The sequence below is a fragment of the Pseudomonas sp. MIL9 genome, assembly GCF_016887925.1.
Lineage (GTDB): Bacteria > Pseudomonadota > Gammaproteobacteria > Pseudomonadales > Pseudomonadaceae > Aquipseudomonas > Aquipseudomonas mohnii.
Genome location: NZ_JAFEHE010000021.1, coordinates 87,991 through 104,632, shown reverse-complemented (window position 1 = coordinate 104,632; position 16,642 = coordinate 87,991). Strand labels below are relative to the sequence as shown.

Sequence of the window (16,642 nt, the reverse complement as noted above, 5' to 3'; positions counted from 1 at the left end):
CCGTGGCGAGGGAGCAGGCTCCCTCACCCGGGTTGTGGCGATGCCACGTCTGTCTGAATTCAGTTCCGGGACAATGGGCGTAAACCTCGGCCTACCAGAACTTGAACGTGTAGGCGACGATCAGGCGATTTTCATCCACATCGGTCGTTTCGCTGCCGCGATAAGTGACATTGCGCCAGCGCAGGCTCAGGTTTCGTAAAGGCCCGCTCTGGATCACGTAGGCAATGTCGGTATTGCGCTCCCACTCTTTGGCCGCAACGCCTCGAATCTCGAAATCGTTGCCTCGCATATAGCGGGTCATCAATGTCAGTCCGGGCAGGCCCATGGGAGCAAAGTCATAGTCATAGCGCAATTGCCAGGAGTCTTCCCTGGCCCGGACAAAGGGTTGGTAAGTGCCGTTGTTCAAGGCCCAGGGATCGGCAACCAACAGATAGGGAAGTCCGGTGTCACCACTTTGGTTCTGATAACCAAGGCCCAGGGAATGGCCACGGCTGCTCACCGTGAACATGCCACCCAAATAGCGGTTGTCGACGTTGGTATGGCCTTCGTTATCGCTGCCGAAGTAGCGTAGGTCGGCCTTGAGGTTGACGCTTTCGGTCAGGGCCGACTTGTATAAAAGGCTGGCGGCATTCTGGCTGTAATTGTCCTTCAGTTCGGCGCGGTAAAACGTGGCGCTGAGATTGGGCTGGAGGGCGTAGGTCGCGCCTGCGTAGTTGAAACGGTCTGTGGGCACGCCGCCGGTGGAGCCATCGGCCGCCATGCGCATGTCTTCGTAGTCGGACGAGTCGCGCTGATGGGCCTGGCGAAACTGTCCGGCGGTGAGGCTCAGGTTCTGGATGTCAGTGGAGACGACCTGGCCACCCTGATAGGTTTGTGGCAACAGGCGTGTGTCATTGCGGAACAACACGGGCATGACCGGTTCGTGGTTGCCGAGGGTGACCAGGGTCTTGGCGACTTTGAGCTTGGCGGTCGGCGCCAGGAAGCTGTACTCGTCGACGGGCTCGCCGGTCCGTTGATTGCGCTGCAGGACACCCGTACCACTGCTGCCGCCGCCGGAGTCGAGCTTGACGCCGACCAGCCCCAGGACATCCAGGCCAACGCCGACCGTACCCTCGGTGAACCCGGAGTTACCGCGCAAAATGAAGCCTTGTGCCCAGTCTTCGGCCTTGCTCTGGGGCTTGCCATCATGGCGCGGTCCGTCGGACAGACCCGCATCCCGGTAATCGCGATTCATGTAGAAATTTCGTGTGTCCAGGCTCAAGTGACTGTCGGCGACCAGGTCTGCATGGGCCTGTGTCGCGAGCAATAACGCAGACACACAAGTGGCTTTCAAGGAATACCGGGCGCGAGTCGGCCCGGCCAGATGCCCAGTGACGGGATTGGCTATACGCATGATGTGATGTTCCTGCCTGCCGTGAGTTGTTTTTGTTGTTCAGCCAGCCCCTGGAAAGGGCTGTTCAGGGTTTTATGAACAATGACGCTTCGGCGAGGGCAGGAAGGTTGGGATCAGCCTACTGCGCCTCGTCGTCTTGCTGCTCGCTACCGAGCGATATGGCGGCCATATCGCCCTGTAGTTTGTTGAGGTAATGCAGCAGGCTGACGCTGTCGTCGAAACTGAAGCCTTTCAATGCCTGCTGGTAAAACGCCTGGATCCGCTCCTGCAGAGAGTCCCAGAATGCCCTGCCGGTATCGGTCAACTGCACCAGGCGGGCACGTCCGTCATCCGGGTGGGGCACGCGCAGCACATGGTTGTCGCGCTCCATGCGTTTGAGTACACCGTCCAGGCTCTGGCGACTGACGAACAGGTATTCGGTCAGTTCAAAGAACGAAATACCCCCTTCATAACGTTCGCGTGACAGTGCGCCGAGCACGGCCCATTGCACCGTACTGATGCCCATCTCTTTCTGGACTTGCCTTTGCAGCACGTTACCGGTCTGGAACAACCGGAAAAACAGCGTATTGGGTACGGATCGGGTATCGCTATTGTTCATCAATGTTCCTTGTCGGCTCCGTAAGGACGAGCGCGGCTGTATGAGCGCCCGGCCTGGCGGAGCAGGCAGGGCATCAGTTGGGGACAAATTCGCGCGCGATGATATTTTTCATGATCTGCGCGGTGCCGTCACCGATTTGCAGGCCAAGTACATCGCGCAAGCGTTGGGCGAACGGCAGGTCCTCGCCGTAACCGGTGTGCCCATGGGCCAGCAGACACTGCTTGACCACATCGAACGCCAGTTTCGGTCCCCACCATTTGTTCATGGCCGCCTCGGCATTGTGCGGCTGCTTATTATCCTTGAGCCACAAGGCGTAATAGCACTGCAGGCGCGCAGCATGCACGTAGGTCTGCAATTCTGCCAGTGGGTGGGTCAAACCCTGAAAGGAAGACAACGCCTGGCCGAAGGCCTTGCGTTCGGTCAGCCATTGCCAGGTTTCATCCAGCGACTGCTGGGCCAACGCCAGGCACTGCAGACCGATCAGGGCGCGGCTGTAGTCGAAGCCCTGCATCACCTGTTTGAACCCCTTGTTTTCATCGCCCAGGCGATGGCTGACCGGCACTTCGACGTTATCGAAGAAAATCGACCCGCGGCCAATGGCACGCTCGCCGGCATCCTCGAAACGGGTGGTGCTGATGCCCGGCAGGTTCATGGGCACCAGAAAAGCGCTGATACCGCTGGCGCGTTGCTCAACGGTGCCCGTGCGGGCGAAGACCACGGCGACATCCGCCTGATCGGCCATGGAGATAGACGTTTTCTCTCCGTTGAGCACATAGACGTCGCCTTTGAGTTCGGCCTTCAGGCGCAAGCTGGCAGCGTCGGACCCGCCGCCGGGTTCGGTCAGGGCAATACAGGCGACCTTGCGCCCGGCCGTCATTTCACCCAGCCATTCCCGGGCCAGCGAGGCGTCGGCGTATCGGGCGATGATCTGGCCGTTCAACGACGTCAGCAGGGGGATGTACGCGACGTTGAAGTCGCCACGGGCCAGTTCTTCGATGATCAGGCCGGCGGTGACACAGTCCAGGCCGCTGCCGCCGAACTCCTCCGGCAGTTCGCCGCCGAGCAGGCCCATTTCGCCCATTTGGGCAATGACTTCACGCTCGATGCGGCCCTCGCGGTCCCGTTGGCGGTAACCGGGGGCGAGGACGTCAGCGCTGAATCGTGCAACGCTGTCGCGGATGGCATTTTGTTGTTCTGTGAATGCGAAATTCATGATGCTCTCCAGGCCATTCGGGTGCTGGGCCGGCAGCGCGATGGCTACCGGCGCAGGGGGCATTTGTAAAATTTACGGAACTCGGGCTTGCGCTTTTCCTTGAACGCCGCGACGCCTTCCCTGGACTCTTCAGTGTCGTAGTACAGACTCAGGGCCTGCATGCCGAGGCCGCCGATGCCGCCGATGTTGGCGCTGTCGGCATTGAACGAGCGCTTGGCGATGGACAGCGCGGTAGGGCTCTTCTCGAGAATTTCCTCGCACCACTTCTGTACTTCTTCATCGAGCTGTTCGTGGGGCACCACGGCGTTGACCAGCCCCCAGTCAAGCGCCTGACGGGCGCTGTACTTGCGGCACAGGTACCAGATTTCGCGGGCGCGTTTTTCGCCGATCAGGCGCGACAGGTAGGCGGTACCGTAGCCCGGGTCGACCGAGCCGACCTTGGGGCCGACCTGACCGAACACCGCGTTTTCGGAGGCGATGCTCAGGTCGCAGACCACGTGCAGCACGTGCCCGCCACCGATGGCGAAGCCGTTGACCCTTGCGATCACGGGCTTGGGCACTTCGCGAATCAGATTCTGCAGTTCTTCGACCGGCAGGCCGATCAGGCCGCGGCCGTCGTACTGGCCTTCATGGGCGCCCTGGTCGCCTCCGGTGCAGAATGCCTTGTCGCCTGCGCCGGTGAAGACGATGACGCCGATTTCCTTGTTCCAGCCGGCGCGGTTGAACGCGTCAAGCAGCTCCATGCAGGTCTGGCCGCGGAATGCGTTGTAGCGCTCGGGGCGGTTGATGGTGATGGTCGCGACACCGTTGAGTTCCTGGTACAGGATGTCTTCGTAGTTCATTGCATGCTCTCCCCTATGAGTGTCGTCTGGCTTAGCCAGCCATCGTCAGGCCGCCGGACACGCTGATGACTTGACCGGTGATGAAATTGGCATCGTCGCTGGCGAGCAGGGCGATGATTCCCGGATAGTCTTCCGGTTGGCCGAGGCGGCGCATCGGCACGGCATTCTTGAAGGCTTCCAGGAGCTTTTCCGGGTTGCTGGAGGTTTCGGCCACGCTTTTGAGCAGCGCGGTGTCGGTCGGACCGGGGCAGACCACGTTGACGTTGATGTTCTTGGTTGCCAGCTCTCGCGCCAGGGTTTTGCTCAAGCCCACCAGGCCAGCCTTGCAGGCTGCGTAGACCGCCTCGCCCGACGAGCCGACGCGGGCGGCATCAGAGGCAATGTTGATGACTTTGCCGCCACCGGCCTCGAGCATTTTCGGCAGCACCACGTGGTGCATGTTCAGGGCGCCGGTCAGGTTGATCGAAATCAGCTGCTCCCAGAGCTTTGGTTCGGTCTTGAGGAATGGCATGAAGCGGTCGAACCCGGCGTTGTTGACCAGTACGGTCGGCACACCCAAGTCTTTTTCGATGGTCGCCACGGTCTGGGTGATGGCGTCGTAGTCGGCGATGTCGGCGGCATAGGCGACCGCTTTTCCACCGGCTTCGCGGATCAGGTCGACGGTGGTCTGCGCCGCAGCGCTGTCGCGATCCAGCACCGCCACCCGGCTGCCTTCGGCGGCGAAGCGCTGGCACACCGCGCGGCCGATGCCGCCGCCACCGCCAGTGATGATCACGGTTTTTCCACTAAGGCCTTTCATGGGGGCATTCTCCAAGTCAGTTGAGTTGCGTGTATCGAGTGTGTTGATCAGCGGCGTTTGGCCGGGTCGATGCGAATGTTCGCGGCCCGCTCGTGCAGCTTGAATTTCTGGATCTTTCCGGAGGGCGTGCGGGGCAGGGCAGGCAGCACCTCCAGGTACTCGGGCAAATAGTTGCGCGACAGACTGTGTTCGAGCAGAAAGGTCACCGCGTCATCGAGGCTCAGCTCCGTATAGCCGTCATGCAACGTGACGTAAGCGCAGACACGTTCACCGAGTCGCTCGTCGGGGCAGCCCACCAGGGCCACCGCCGAAATGGCCGGGTGCTTGTAGAGCAGGTTTTCCACCTCAACCACCGGAATGTTTTCGCCGCCGCGGATGACGACATCTTTTGTTCGTCCGGTGATGCGGATGTAGCCCTGGGCATCCATACGGGCCAGATCGCCGGTGGCGAACCAGCCCTGCGCGTCGACGCCATAGAGATCGGGGCGCTTGAGGTAACCCACGAACAGGCTCGCGCCGCGGACCTGAAGATGGCCTTCGCTGCCGGCTGGCAGCGCAAGCCCGGCATCATCGACCACCCGCACATCCATGAGCGGCAGCACCACGCCGTCGCTGTAGATGGCCCGCTCGGGTTCGTCCTGCGGACGCGTCATGGTGGAAGCGCCGGTTTCGGTCATGCCCCAGGCCGAGATGATTTTCGCGTTGATGCTGTTGCCAGCCTTTTCCACCAGGCTTTCCGGAATGGGCGCGCCGGCCGAGACAAAAAAACGCAGGCTCGTGAGCGCGTCACCATTGTCCGGTGCGAGCTCGATCAAATCGGCGAGAAACGGTGTTGAGGCCATCGTGAAAGTAGGGCGCTCGGCGGCGGCGATCCTAATGGCGGTGCGCGCATCCCAGACGTCTTGCAGTACCGCTGCCGCGCCGAGGTAGATGGGCATCAGCAGGCCGTAGAGAAAACCGGTCTGGTGAGCCATGGGCGAGGCCATGAAGATGATGTCTTCGTGGCCAAGCCCCAGGCGCTCGGCATAAGGAATGATATTGCTCAGCAGGGTCCTGGAGGTGTGCAGCACCCCTTTGGGTTCACCCGTGGTGCCGGAAGTGAACAGCAGCTGGAGAATATCGTCGGCCTGGGGGCGTCGTTCTGCGAACAGCGCCTGGGTATCGCGGTCCTTTTCCCATTCCCGCTCGAGCAGTTGCTGTTCAAAGCTGTTGTGACCGTCCCCCCCTATAACCAGTACATGGCGCAGTTCCGGCAGGTCGGTGCGCAAGTCTTCGGCCATGCTGGCGTAATCGAAACCCCGGAAGTGCTTGGGCACGACCAGCAGATGACTGCGGGCGTGGCCGAGCATGAAGCGCAGTTCGCGTTCCCGAAAGATCGGCATCAGCGGGTTGAACACCGCGCCGACACGGGCGCAGGCCAGGAACAAGGCTGTCATCTGCCAGCCGTTGGGCAACTGGCAGGACACCACACTGCCTTTTTCCACACCCAGGGCGGCCAGGCCGGCACCCATGCGGGTGACCACGGCATCCAGTTCGCCGTAGGTAAACGAGACGGGATTGTTCTCGCCTGCCTGGTAGCTCGACAGGGCGCGGCAATCTTTGCCTCGTGCAACCTGTATACCCCAGTAATCTGTAATGATCATGTCACTGATGGCGCTTGTGGTGGGCGCTTCCGGATGACGATCTGGTGGTGTGCCTGTCCAGGTGTTCATTTATAAGTATCGACTCTTAAGGGTTGGAATTGTTGTTTTCTTACGATCTGGTATTGCCCTTTCGATGAGCTGAAGATAAGGCTTTCAAAATTAATGCGTCAACATGTTGTCTTTAATTTTTTCTGTGGATATATTCGAAACCCATACCGAATAACAAGAGGTGGGTGACATGGCTTTCCTGAATATCCTTGTCGAGCAGCGTGCAGCCGTCGGCCTGATCCGTTTGAATCGCCCGGCTGTCCATAACGCCCTCAATGACGCCTTGATGACCGAGCTGGGCCAGGCGCTGCTGGCCTTCGAGGCCGATGAGCGGATTCGGGCCGTCGTCATTACCGGCAACGACAAAGCCTTCGCGGCGGGTGCCGATCTCAGCGAATTGCAGTTCAAGGGTTTTGCCGATGTGTACCTGGAGGATTTCGTCACGGCCAACTGGGAAACCGTCACCCGCTGCCGCAAGCCGGTGATCGCCGCGGTTGCCGGCCTGGCGCTGGGCGGGGGCTGCGAGTTGGCGATGATGTGCGACATGGTCATCGCCGCCGACAACGCTCGATTCGGCCAGCCCGAAGTCAAGGTCGGCACGTTGCCCGGTGCCGGCGGCACCCAGCGCCTGACCCGCGCCATCGGCAAGGCCAAGGCCATGGACCTGTGCCTGACCGGGCGCTTCATGGAAGTCGATGAGGCCGAGCGCTGCGGTTTGATCAGTCGTGTGGTGCCCCTGGCAGACCTGCTGGATGAAGCCCTGGCCGTGGCCGCGCAAATTGCCGCTCACCCGGCGATCGCGGTGAAACTCAATAAAGAAGCGGTCAACCGTGCCTTCGAAACCACCCTGGCCGAGGGTGTGCAGTTCGAGCGGCGATTGATGCACGCCAGTTTCGCCAGTCAGGACCAGAAGGAGGGCATGCAGGCCTTCGCTCAGAAGCGCCAGCCGGTGTGGACCCATCGCTGAGAAACGCGATCGATTGGCAAGCCGCATAAATACAAGAAGAGGAGCTGTCCGATGACTTCAGTCGTACAAATGACCCGCGAGGCAGGCGTGGCCTTGATCCGGGTCGACAACCCGCCGGTCAATGCCCTCGGTCACGCCGTGCGCGCCGGGCTGTTGCAAGCGTTCATGGCGGCCGAGCGGGACGGGCAGGTCGAGTTGATCATGCTCTATTGCGCAGGCAAGACCTTTATTGCCGGTGCCGATATTCGCGAGTTCGGCCAACCGGCCCAGGCGCCGATCCTGCAGGAACTGACCCTGGCCATCGAGAACGGCAGCAAGCCTTCGCTGGCGGTGTTGCACGGCTCAGTGCTGGGTGGCGGGCTGGAAGTCGCGCTGGGCTGTCACTACCGCATCGCTCACCGTGCCACCCGGCTCGGCCTGCCGGAAACCCGTCTGGGTTTGCTGCCTGGTGGCGGCGGCAGCCAACGCCTGCCGCGCCTGGTGGGTGTGCAAAGCGCGCTGGACATGATCATCGGCGGCGAGCCGATCGAGGCAACCCGGGCACTGGAGCTCGGTCTTGTAGACGCACTGTTCGACGATGCGCCTCTGGTTGCAGGCCTTGCGCATGCGCGGCAACTGTTGGCCGAGCGGGTGGGCGTGCGGCGCGTCGGCCAGATGACGATGCCAACGACATCTGCCGAGGCCGGCGCATTGATTGCGGCCCGGCGCAGCGAAATCGGCCGCACCCAAGCTGATTCGTTCTCGGCACCGCGCTGCCTCGCTGCGATCGAAGCGGCGATCCATATGCCATTGATCGAAGGGTTGCAGCGCGAGCGCGCGCTGTTTCTCGAATGCATGGCATCGCCCCAGCGTGCAGCGCTGATCGAAGATTTCTTTGCCCGGCGCCAGACAGCCAAGAACGGCCAACGCTGAACCTGCGGCCAGCCTGGTGTTGGCCTGACCATCGACCGAGGACTTTGCATGGACATCCACTACACACCCGCCGAGCTTGAGTTCCGCACCGAGGTGCGTGCTTTCCTTCGTGACGCGCTGCCGGCGGACATCGCCAGTAGCGTTCGCCTGGGCAAGCGTCTGAGCAAGGACGACCACCAACGCTGGCAGCGCATCCTTGCCCGGCGTGGCTGGTACGCGGCCAATTGGCCGGTGACCTTTGGTGGCACCGGTTGGAGCGTGGTGCAAAAACACATTTTCGAGGAGGAGTGCGCCGCCTTCGGTGCGCCGCGCCTGATCTCCTTCGGCGTCAATATGGTTGCGCCGGTGATCATGAAATTCGGCAGCCCGGCGCAGCAGGCGCATTACCTGCCACGCATCCTGAGCGCAGAAGACTGGTGGTGCCAGGGCTACTCGGAACCGGGTGCCGGTTCGGACCTGGCCAGCCTCAAGACTCGTGCCGTGCGCGAGGGCGATCACTATGTGGTCAATGGCCAGAAGACCTGGACCACCCTCGGCCAGCACGCCAACATGATTTTCTGCCTGGTGCGCACGGACAGTGAAGCCCAACAGCAGCGGGGCATTTCCTTCCTGCTGATCGACATGACCACGCCGGGCATCAGCGTTCGCCCGATCATCACGCTCGAGGGCGAGCATGAGGTCAACGAAGTGTTCTTCGACAACGTCCGCGTGCCAGTGGAAAACCTGGTGGGCGAAGAGAACCAGGGCTGGACCTGCGCCAAATACCTGTTGACCCATGAGCGCACCGGGCAGGCTGGCATCGGCCAATCCAAGGCAGCCTTGGCGCACCTCAAAGAGGTCGCCCGGCAGGAGTTGCGCAACGGCCGGCCGTTACTGCAGGACCCGCAGTTTCGCCTGCAGGTCGCCGAGGTGGAGATTGAGCTGCTGGCCATCGAGATGAGCACCTTGCGCATCCTCGCGGCTGCCCAGGCCGGCGGTGTGCCCGGTGCCGAAAGCTCGATCCTGAAAATCAAAGGCTCGGAGATTCGCCAGGCCATCAGTCACCTGTTGCGCAAGGCGCTGGGCGCCAAGGCGTTGCCTTTCGTCGAAGCGCAATTGAACGACGGCTTTACCGGCACTGCGCTGCACAACGACTACAGCGCCGCCCCCGCCAGCCAGTATTTCAACCTTCGCAAGCTGTCTATCTACGGCGGCTCCAATGAAATTCAAAAGAACATCATCGCCAAGATGATTCTTGAGCTTTAAGGAGGCACGCAATGGACTTCACACTCAGTTCCGAGCAGCAAATGCTGCAAGACACCGTGGCCCGACTGGCCCGCGATCACTACAGCTTCGAAGCCCGCGAAGGCTACTACCACAGCGAAGCCGGCATGAGCCCGGTGTTCTGGAACCAGATGGCAGAACTGGGCCTGTGTTCGGTGCCGATTGCCCAGGAACATGGCGGCTTCGGTGGCAGCGGCGTGGACAACCTGCTGATCATGACCGAGCTCGGTCGCCACCTGTGCCTTGAGCCCTTCCTGCAGTCGCAGATTCATGCGGCCGGCCTGCTGCAGCAACTCGGTGATGCCAGCCAAAAGGCAGACCTGCTGCCGCGGGTGGCCGAAGGCTCGCTGCAACTGGCGGTGGCTCTGGAAGAACTGCAAAGCCATTACCAGCTGCACGATGTGCAGACCCAGGCGCGCTTGGTCGAGGGTGGCTGGTGCCTGTCCGGGCGCAAGATCTGCGTGGTCGGTGCGGCCAGTGCGGGATTGATCCTGGTGTCGGCGCGAACCAGCGGTGATACACGTTGCGAACAGGGCATCAGCCTGTTTCTGGTCGAGGCGCAAGCCCATGGGTTGCAGCGTCGCGATTACCCCTGCATTGACGGCCCGCGAGCCAGTGATCTGATTCTCGACGATGTCTTTGTGTCCCGGGGGGCTTTGCTCGGTGACATCGGCGAAGCCTTGCCGGCGTTGCGTTATCAGCAGGGTCGGGCCATTGCCGGGCAGTGCGCCGAGGCCGTCGGCGGCATGCAGGAAGCCTTTCGCCTGACCCTCGACTACCTGAAGACGCGCAAGCAGTTCGGCACGCCAATCGGCAAATTCCAGGTGCTGCAACATCGCATGGCCGACATGTGCGGCGAGCTGGAAATGGCCACCTCCATGGCCATCCTTGCCGCCTGCGTGGCTGATCAAGCCGATGGCGATGAACGCAGCCGGCAACTGGCCGCCGCCAAGTTCGTGGTGGTCCGCGCCGCACGCCTGATCGCCGAGCAAGCGATCCAGTTGCACGGCGGTATCGGCATGACCTGGGAGTACAGCCTGGCCCATCACGCCAAGCGCCTGGTGATGCTGAGTCATCAATTGGGCGATGACGATCACCATTTGCAGGTCTACGCCGAGTTGCTGCACAGCGCCTGACCGATCACTGCACTCACACGGGAACACACTATGAAAGTACTGGTTGCGGTAAAGCGTGTGGTTGATTTCAACGTCAAGGTTCGCGTGAAGGCGGACCACTCCGGCGTTGACCTTGCCAACGTCAAGATGGCGATGAACCCCTTCTGCGAAATCGCCGTGGAAGAAGCCGTGCGCCTCAAAGAACAAGGTGTTGCCAACGAGGTGGTGGTCGTCAGCATCGGCAGCAGTGCGGCACAGGAGCAACTGCGCACCGCGCTGGCGCTGGGTGCCGACCGCGCCATCCTGGTCGAATCCGACGAGGATCTGACTTCCCTGGCCGTTGCCAAACTGTTGAAAGCGGTGGTCGACAAGGAACAGCCTCAGCTGGTGATCCTTGGCAAACAGGCCATCGACAGCGACAACAATCAGACGGGCCAGATGCTCGCTGCGTTGAGCGGTTACGGTCAGGGTACGTTCGCGTCCAACGTCGAAATCAGCGGCGACAGCGTCGCGGTGACCCGTGAAATCGACGGCGGCGCGCAGACCGTTTCCCTGAAACTGCCAGCCATCGTCACCACCGACCTGCGGTTGAACGAGCCGCGCTACGCGTCGCTACCCAACATCATGAAAGCCAAGAAGAAGCCGCTGGAGGTGCTCACGCCGAACGCCCTGGGCGTCAGCTGCGCTAGCACCATGCACACCTTGAAAGTCCAGGCACCGGCCGCGCGTAGCGCCGGGATCAAGGTCAAGTCGGTGGCCGAACTGGTCGAAAAACTGAAGAACGAGGCGAAGGTAATCTAATGGCTATCCTGGTTATCGCTGAACACACCAACACAGCACTGGCGGCTGCCACCCTCAACACCGTGACGGCTGCGCAGCAGATCGGCGGCGATATTCATGTGCTGGTCGCCGGTCAGGGCGCAGGCGCCGCGGCAGAGGCGGCGGCGAAGGTGGCAGGCGTGACGAAAGTGCTGCTGGCCGACAACGCTGTCTACGCTCACCAGTTGCCGGAAAACGTTGCGCCGTTGATCGTCGCGCTTGTTCAAGAAGCCGGGGCTGACAGCTACAGCCACATCCTGGCTGCCGCCACGTCCAATGGCAAAAATATCCTGCCGCGCGTTGCCGCCGCACTGGACGTCGACCAGATCTCCGAGATCATCGCGGTCGAAAGCGCCGATACCTTCAAGCGCCCGATCTATGCGGGCAACGCCATCGCGACGGTGCAGTCCTCTGCCAGCGTGAAGGTGATCACGGTGCGCGGCACCGGATTCGATGCCGCTGTCGCCGAAGGGGGCAACGCCGTCATCGAAGCGCTCGCCCTGGTCACCGACAGCGGTCAGTCGGTCTTCGTCAGTGAACAATTGGCCAAGTCCGATCGCCCGGAGCTGACCGCCGCGAAGATTATCGTGTCGGGTGGCCGTGGCATGCAGAACGGTGACAACTTCAAACACCTCTATGCGCTGGCCGACAAGCTCGGCGCGGGCGTGGGTGCATCGCGTGCCGCGGTCGACGCAGGTTTCGTACCCAACGACATGCAAGTCGGGCAGACCGGCAAGATCGTCGCGCCGCAGTTGTACATCGCGGTGGGCATCTCGGGCGCGATCCAGCATCTGGCCGGCATGAAGGATTCCAGGGTCATCGTGGCGATCAACAAGGACGAAGAGGCACCGATCTTCCAGGTCGCCGACTACGGCCTGGTGGCGGATCTGTTCGACGTCGTGCCGGAACTGGAACGGGCGATTTGAGGAGGTGCTTGTGAATACGTTCAAACAGATCGGTGTGATCGGCAGCGGCGCGATGGGCCGGGGGATCGCCCAGTTGTTCGCCACCGCAGGCATTCCGGTGTTGCTGTATGACAGTCGCAGTGAGGCGACGCAGGAGGCGCTGCAAGCCAATCGGGCGTTGCTTGAGCGTGCCGCCGCCAAGGGCAAGTTGAGCAGTGAAGCACTGGCCAGCGCACTGGCTTGCATGGGCGCGGCCACTCACCTTGAAGCCCTTGCCGATTGTGATTTATTGATCGAGGCGATCGTTGAAAACCTTGAGGCCAAGCAGGGGTTGTTCCGTGCGCTGGAGCAAGTGGTCAGGGCCGACGCGGTACTGGCGACCAACACTTCATCCTTGTCGGTGAGCCTGATTGCCAGTGCCTGCCGACATCCCGAGCGGGTGGCCGGGTTTCACTTTTTCAACCCGGTGCCACTGATGAAAATCGTCGAAGTGGTGCGTGGTGAACTGACCGACCCGCAGGTGGTTCAGCGCCTGGCGGCGTTGGCCGGGCTCGCCGGTCACTTTGCCGCGACGACCCCCGACTCTCCGGGCTTCCTGGTCAATCATGCGGGGCGGGCCTTCGGTCCGGAGGCTTTGCGCATCCTGGACGAGGGGATCGCCACCCCGGCGCAGATCGATCGCATTCTCAAGGACAGCCTCGGCTTTCGTATGGGGCCGTTCGAGCTGTTTGACCTGGTTGGCCTCGACATTTCCCATGCGGTGATGGAGTCGATACACGCGCAGTTTTATCAGGACCCGCGCTACACCCCATCGGCACTGGTGCCACCTCGCCTGGCCAGCGGCCTGCTGGGGCGCAAGACAGGGCAGGGCTTCTATCGCTATCAGGACGGTAGCGTGGTCGAGGAAGCGCAGCAGGTGCCGTCGCAGGTGGCCATCACCCAGCCATTCTGGCTGGACTGCGACGACTCGGCCATGCGCGAGCGGATAGCTGCAGTACTGTCCGTTGCCGGCGTTGTGCTGGAGCAGGGCGATCATCCCAGTGCGAGCGCCATCTGCCTGGTGACGCCGCTGGGCGAGGATGCCAGCAGCGTGATCACCCGCAAGCGCCTGCCGTCGCGACGCAGCCTGGCGCTGGAAACCTTCGTCGGCTTCGACACGCGTCGCGTACTGATGCGTCAACCGGCGCTCGACGCGCAGGTTCTGGCTCAGGCGTGCCAGGCCCTGGGCGCCGACGGCGTGCCGGTGGAAGTCATCAATGACTCGCCAGGCTTTATCGCCCAGCGTGTGCTCGCCGGGATCGTCAACCTGGGATGCGAGATCGCCCAGCGACGCATCGCCGAGCCCGCCACCCTGGACCGTGCGGTGCAGTTGGCCCTCGGTTACCCCCATGGTCCGTTGGCGTTTGGTGACCATTACGGGGCGTTGCAGATCCGGCAGATCCTGCACCAACTGCATGAGCTGTATCAGGAACCGCGCTATCGGGCCAGCCCCTGGCTACGCCGCCGGGTCCAGCTCGGCCTGCCCCTGACCACCCCCGAGGACCCGGCATGATGGCTTATATCTACGATGGTTTGCGTTCACCCTTCGGTCGCCACGGTGGCGCGTTGGCCGGTGTGCGTCCCGATGACCTGCTGGCCTGTGTGGTGCGCGCCCTGGTGGCGCGTAACCCGTTTGAGGTGCGCGACTATGAAGACTTGATCGCCGGCTGCAGCAGCCAGGCAGGTGAGGACGGGCGCAACCTGGCGCGCCATGTTGCGCTGCTGTCCGGCTTGCCGACGGCCGTTGGCGGTTTGACCGTCAATCGTCTCTGCGGCTCTGGCCTGGCGGCTGTACTGGATGCTGCCCGCGCCGTGCGCTGCGGCGAAGGCGAGCTGTTTATTGCTGGCGGCGTGGAGAGCATGAGTCGGGCGCCGTTCGTGGTGGCCAAGGCGCAAAGCGCCTGGTCCCGTGACTTTCAAGTGTACGACAGCACCCTCGGCCCGCGCTTTCCCAACCCGAAGGTCGAGTCCGGGTTCGGTGCCGACTCGATGCCGCAGACAGCGGACAACGTCGCTCATGAACTGGGCATTACTCGCGAACAAGCCGACCGCTATGCCGCACGCAGCCAGGCGCTGTTCGACGCGGCGGTGCGGGAGGGTTTCCAGGCCGGTGAAATCCTGCCGATCGAAGTGCCGTCAGGGCGCAAACAGCCGCCGAAGATCGTCGACCGTGACGAGCATCCGCGTCCACAAAGCAACTTCGAGGCGCTGTCGGGCCTGCAACCGCTGTTTGACGACGGCGTTGTCACCGCAGGCAACGCCTCGGGCATCAATGATGGCGCGGTCGCGCTACTGATTGGCTCGCGGGCCATGGGTGAGAAGGCTGGTCTGAGGCCTCGTGCGCGCATTTTGGCCGGAGCCGTGGCGGGGGTCGAACCACGATTGATGGGCCTTGGCCCGGTGCCGGCCTGCACCAAGGCCTTGCAGCGCGCAGGTTTGAGCCTGGCCGACATGGACCTGATCGAAATCAATGAGGCGTTTGCCGCGCAAGTGCTCGGCTGTGCCCGGCAACTTGACGTCGCCTTCGATGATTCGCGCCTGAACCCCAACGGCGGTGCCATTGCCATTGGCCACCCGCTCGGTGCTTCCGGCGCCCGCCTGGCCTATAGCGCGGTGCGACAACTGGAACGCAGCAGCGGGCGCTACGCCCTGGTCAGTCTGTGCATTGGTCTGGGCCAGGGCATTGCGTGCGTGATCGAACGCCTCGACTGACCAAGCACCACCATAATGAACCCGGAGAAATCACCCATGGCCAACAAGGCAAGCTTCAACTGGATCGACCCGCTGCTGCTGGATCAGCAACTCACCGAAGAAGAGCGCATGGTGCGCGACAGTGCCCGGCAGTTCGCCGCCGACAAGCTGGCGCCACGGGTGCTGGAGGCTTTTCGTCATGAGCAGACCGACCCGGCAATCTTTCGCGAGATGGGCGAGACTGGCCTGCTCGGTGCCACCCTTGCGCAAGCCTACGGCGGCAGCGGTCTGAACGCTGTGTGCTATGGCCTGATCGCTCGGGAAGTCGAGCGCGTGGACTCTGGCTACCGTTCCATGATGAGCGTGCAGTCCTCGCTGGTCATGGTGCCGATCAATGAGTTCGGTAACGAAGCCACCAAACAGAAGTACCTGCCGAAGCTGGCCAGCGGTCATTACATCGGTTGCTTCGGCCTGACTGAGCCGAACCATGGCTCCGACCCGGGCTCGATGATTACCCGGGCGAGAAAAGTCGAAGGCGGCTACCGTCTCACCGGGAACAAGATGTGGATCACCAACAGCCCCATCGCCGATGTCTTCGTAGTCTGGGCCAAAGACGATGAAGGGCAGATTCGCGGCTTCGTCCTGGAGAAAGGCTGGCAGGGCCTGAGCGCGCCGGCGATCCATGGCAAGGTCGGGCTGCGTGCATCGATCACCGGCGAAATCGTCATGGATAACGTGTTCTGCCCTGAAGAGAACGCTTTCCCTGAAGTGCGCGGTCTGCGCGGCCCGTTCACCTGCCTGAACTCGGCACGCTACGGGATCGCCTGGGGCGCGCTGGGTGCGGCTGAGGACTGTTGGCACACTGCGCGCCAGTACGTGCTGGATCGCAACCAGTTTGGTCGCCCGTTGGCTGCCAACCAGTTGATCCAGAAAAAGCTGGCGGACATGCAGACCGAAATAACCCTGGCCTTGCAGGGTTGCCTGCGCCTGGGACGGATGAAGGACGAAGGCACTGCCGCGGTTGAAATCACTTCGATCATGAAGCGCAACAGCTGTGGCAAGTCGCTGGAGATCGCGCGCCTGGCGCGGGATATGTTGGGCGGTAACGGCATCAGTGACGAATTTGGCGTGGCCCGTCATCTGGTCAATCTGGAAGTGGTCAATACCTACGAAGGCACCCACGATGTGCATGCGCTGATCCTCGGCCGTGCGCAGACCGGTATCCAGGCGTTTTTCTGATGGTTGCCTGAAAAGCATCCCTTGGGTTTGTTTGCCGGGCGTTTGCCCGGCCAGTCTGAAGCGGTACTGCCTTGGGTGATCTCTCAGGGGTAGTGGGCGACAGAAAGCGCATGATGTTGCCTTCGTTTTGGTGTGTGCCCGGCTTGTAGAAGCGTC

15 protein-coding genes are annotated in these 16,642 nt (G+C 62.1%); 9 read left to right on the top strand and 6 right to left on the bottom strand.

From position 1 onward, the window contains the following. Nucleotides 1-91: 91 nt before the first annotated feature. The 6 genes from JQF37_RS22225 to JQF37_RS22200 form a co-directional block, all read right to left on the bottom strand. Nucleotides 92-1,393 carry an OprD family porin gene (locus tag JQF37_RS22225; RefSeq protein WP_130208772.1) on the bottom strand — a complete coding sequence of 434 codons (1,302 nt, stop codon included), beginning with the start codon at nt 1,391-1,393 and terminating at the stop codon, nt 92-94. Between the two features lie 118 nt (nt 1,394-1,511). Then, a complete protein-coding gene (locus tag JQF37_RS22220) occupies nt 1,512-1,991 on the bottom strand; it encodes a MarR family transcriptional regulator (RefSeq protein ID WP_130208770.1) in 480 nt (159 codons plus the stop codon). A 73-nt stretch (nt 1,992-2,064) separates the two neighbouring features. Then, nucleotides 2,065-3,204, bottom strand: a complete 1,140-nt coding sequence (gene aliB, locus JQF37_RS22215; RefSeq protein ID WP_130208768.1) for a cyclohexanecarboxyl-CoA dehydrogenase — start codon at nt 3,202-3,204, stop codon at nt 2,065-2,067. A gap of 44 nt (nt 3,205-3,248) precedes the next feature. Beyond that, entirely contained in the window at nt 3,249-4,046 is a 798-nt protein-coding gene (locus tag JQF37_RS22210) for an enoyl-CoA hydratase-related protein (RefSeq protein WP_130208766.1), read from the bottom strand. A gap of 31 nt (nt 4,047-4,077) precedes the next feature. After that, nucleotides 4,078-4,845, bottom strand: coding sequence for a glucose 1-dehydrogenase (locus tag JQF37_RS22205; protein WP_130208764.1), 768 nt, complete (start codon nt 4,843-4,845; stop codon nt 4,078-4,080). Nucleotides 4,846-4,892: 47 nt separating this feature from the next. Further along, nucleotides 4,893-6,557, bottom strand: a complete 1,665-nt coding sequence (locus JQF37_RS22200; RefSeq protein ID WP_130208762.1) for an AMP-binding protein — start codon at nt 6,555-6,557, stop codon at nt 4,893-4,895. 169 nt (nt 6,558-6,726) lie between these two features. Between JQF37_RS22200 and JQF37_RS22195 the strand changes: the two genes are divergently transcribed. Genes JQF37_RS22195 through JQF37_RS22155 form a run of 9 tightly spaced genes read left to right on the top strand, consistent with a single transcriptional unit; the run spans nt 6,727 to nt 16,486 of the window. After that, on the top strand, nt 6,727-7,503 hold the full coding sequence (locus JQF37_RS22195; RefSeq protein WP_047528107.1) for an enoyl-CoA hydratase: 777 nt from the start codon (nt 6,727-6,729) through the stop codon (nt 7,501-7,503). A gap of 51 nt (nt 7,504-7,554) precedes the next feature. Next, nucleotides 7,555-8,415 carry an enoyl-CoA hydratase/isomerase family protein gene (locus tag JQF37_RS22190; RefSeq protein ID WP_130208760.1) on the top strand — a complete coding sequence of 287 codons (861 nt, stop codon included), beginning with the start codon at nt 7,555-7,557 and terminating at the stop codon, nt 8,413-8,415. Nucleotides 8,416-8,463: 48 nt separating this feature from the next. Continuing rightward, on the top strand, nt 8,464-9,660 hold the full coding sequence (locus tag JQF37_RS22185; protein ID WP_130208758.1) for an acyl-CoA dehydrogenase family protein: 1,197 nt from the start codon (nt 8,464-8,466) through the stop codon (nt 9,658-9,660). A gap of 11 nt (nt 9,661-9,671) precedes the next feature. Next, entirely contained in the window at nt 9,672-10,814 is a 1,143-nt protein-coding gene (locus tag JQF37_RS22180; protein ID WP_130208756.1) for an acyl-CoA dehydrogenase, read from the top strand. 30 nt (nt 10,815-10,844) lie between these two features. Further along, nucleotides 10,845-11,594, top strand: coding sequence for an electron transfer flavoprotein subunit beta/FixA family protein (locus JQF37_RS22175; RefSeq protein ID WP_130208754.1), 750 nt, complete (start codon nt 10,845-10,847; stop codon nt 11,592-11,594). Next, complete coding sequence (locus JQF37_RS22170; protein WP_130208752.1) at nt 11,594-12,538, top strand: FAD-binding protein; 945 nt, start codon at nt 11,594-11,596, stop codon at nt 12,536-12,538. Before JQF37_RS22175 ends, JQF37_RS22170 begins: the two co-directional genes overlap by 1 nt. Nucleotides 12,539-12,548: 10 nt before the next feature. Continuing rightward, nucleotides 12,549-14,069, top strand: a complete 1,521-nt coding sequence (locus JQF37_RS22165; protein WP_130208750.1) for a 3-hydroxyacyl-CoA dehydrogenase — start codon at nt 12,549-12,551, stop codon at nt 14,067-14,069. Further along, nucleotides 14,066-15,268, top strand: coding sequence for a 3-oxoadipyl-CoA thiolase (locus tag JQF37_RS22160; RefSeq protein ID WP_130208748.1), 1,203 nt, complete (start codon nt 14,066-14,068; stop codon nt 15,266-15,268). Before JQF37_RS22165 ends, JQF37_RS22160 begins: the two co-directional genes overlap by 4 nt. A gap of 36 nt (nt 15,269-15,304) precedes the next feature. Next, nucleotides 15,305-16,486 carry an acyl-CoA dehydrogenase gene (locus JQF37_RS22155; RefSeq protein ID WP_130208747.1) on the top strand — a complete coding sequence of 394 codons (1,182 nt, stop codon included), beginning with the start codon at nt 15,305-15,307 and terminating at the stop codon, nt 16,484-16,486. Nucleotides 16,487-16,642 lie beyond the last annotated feature (156 nt).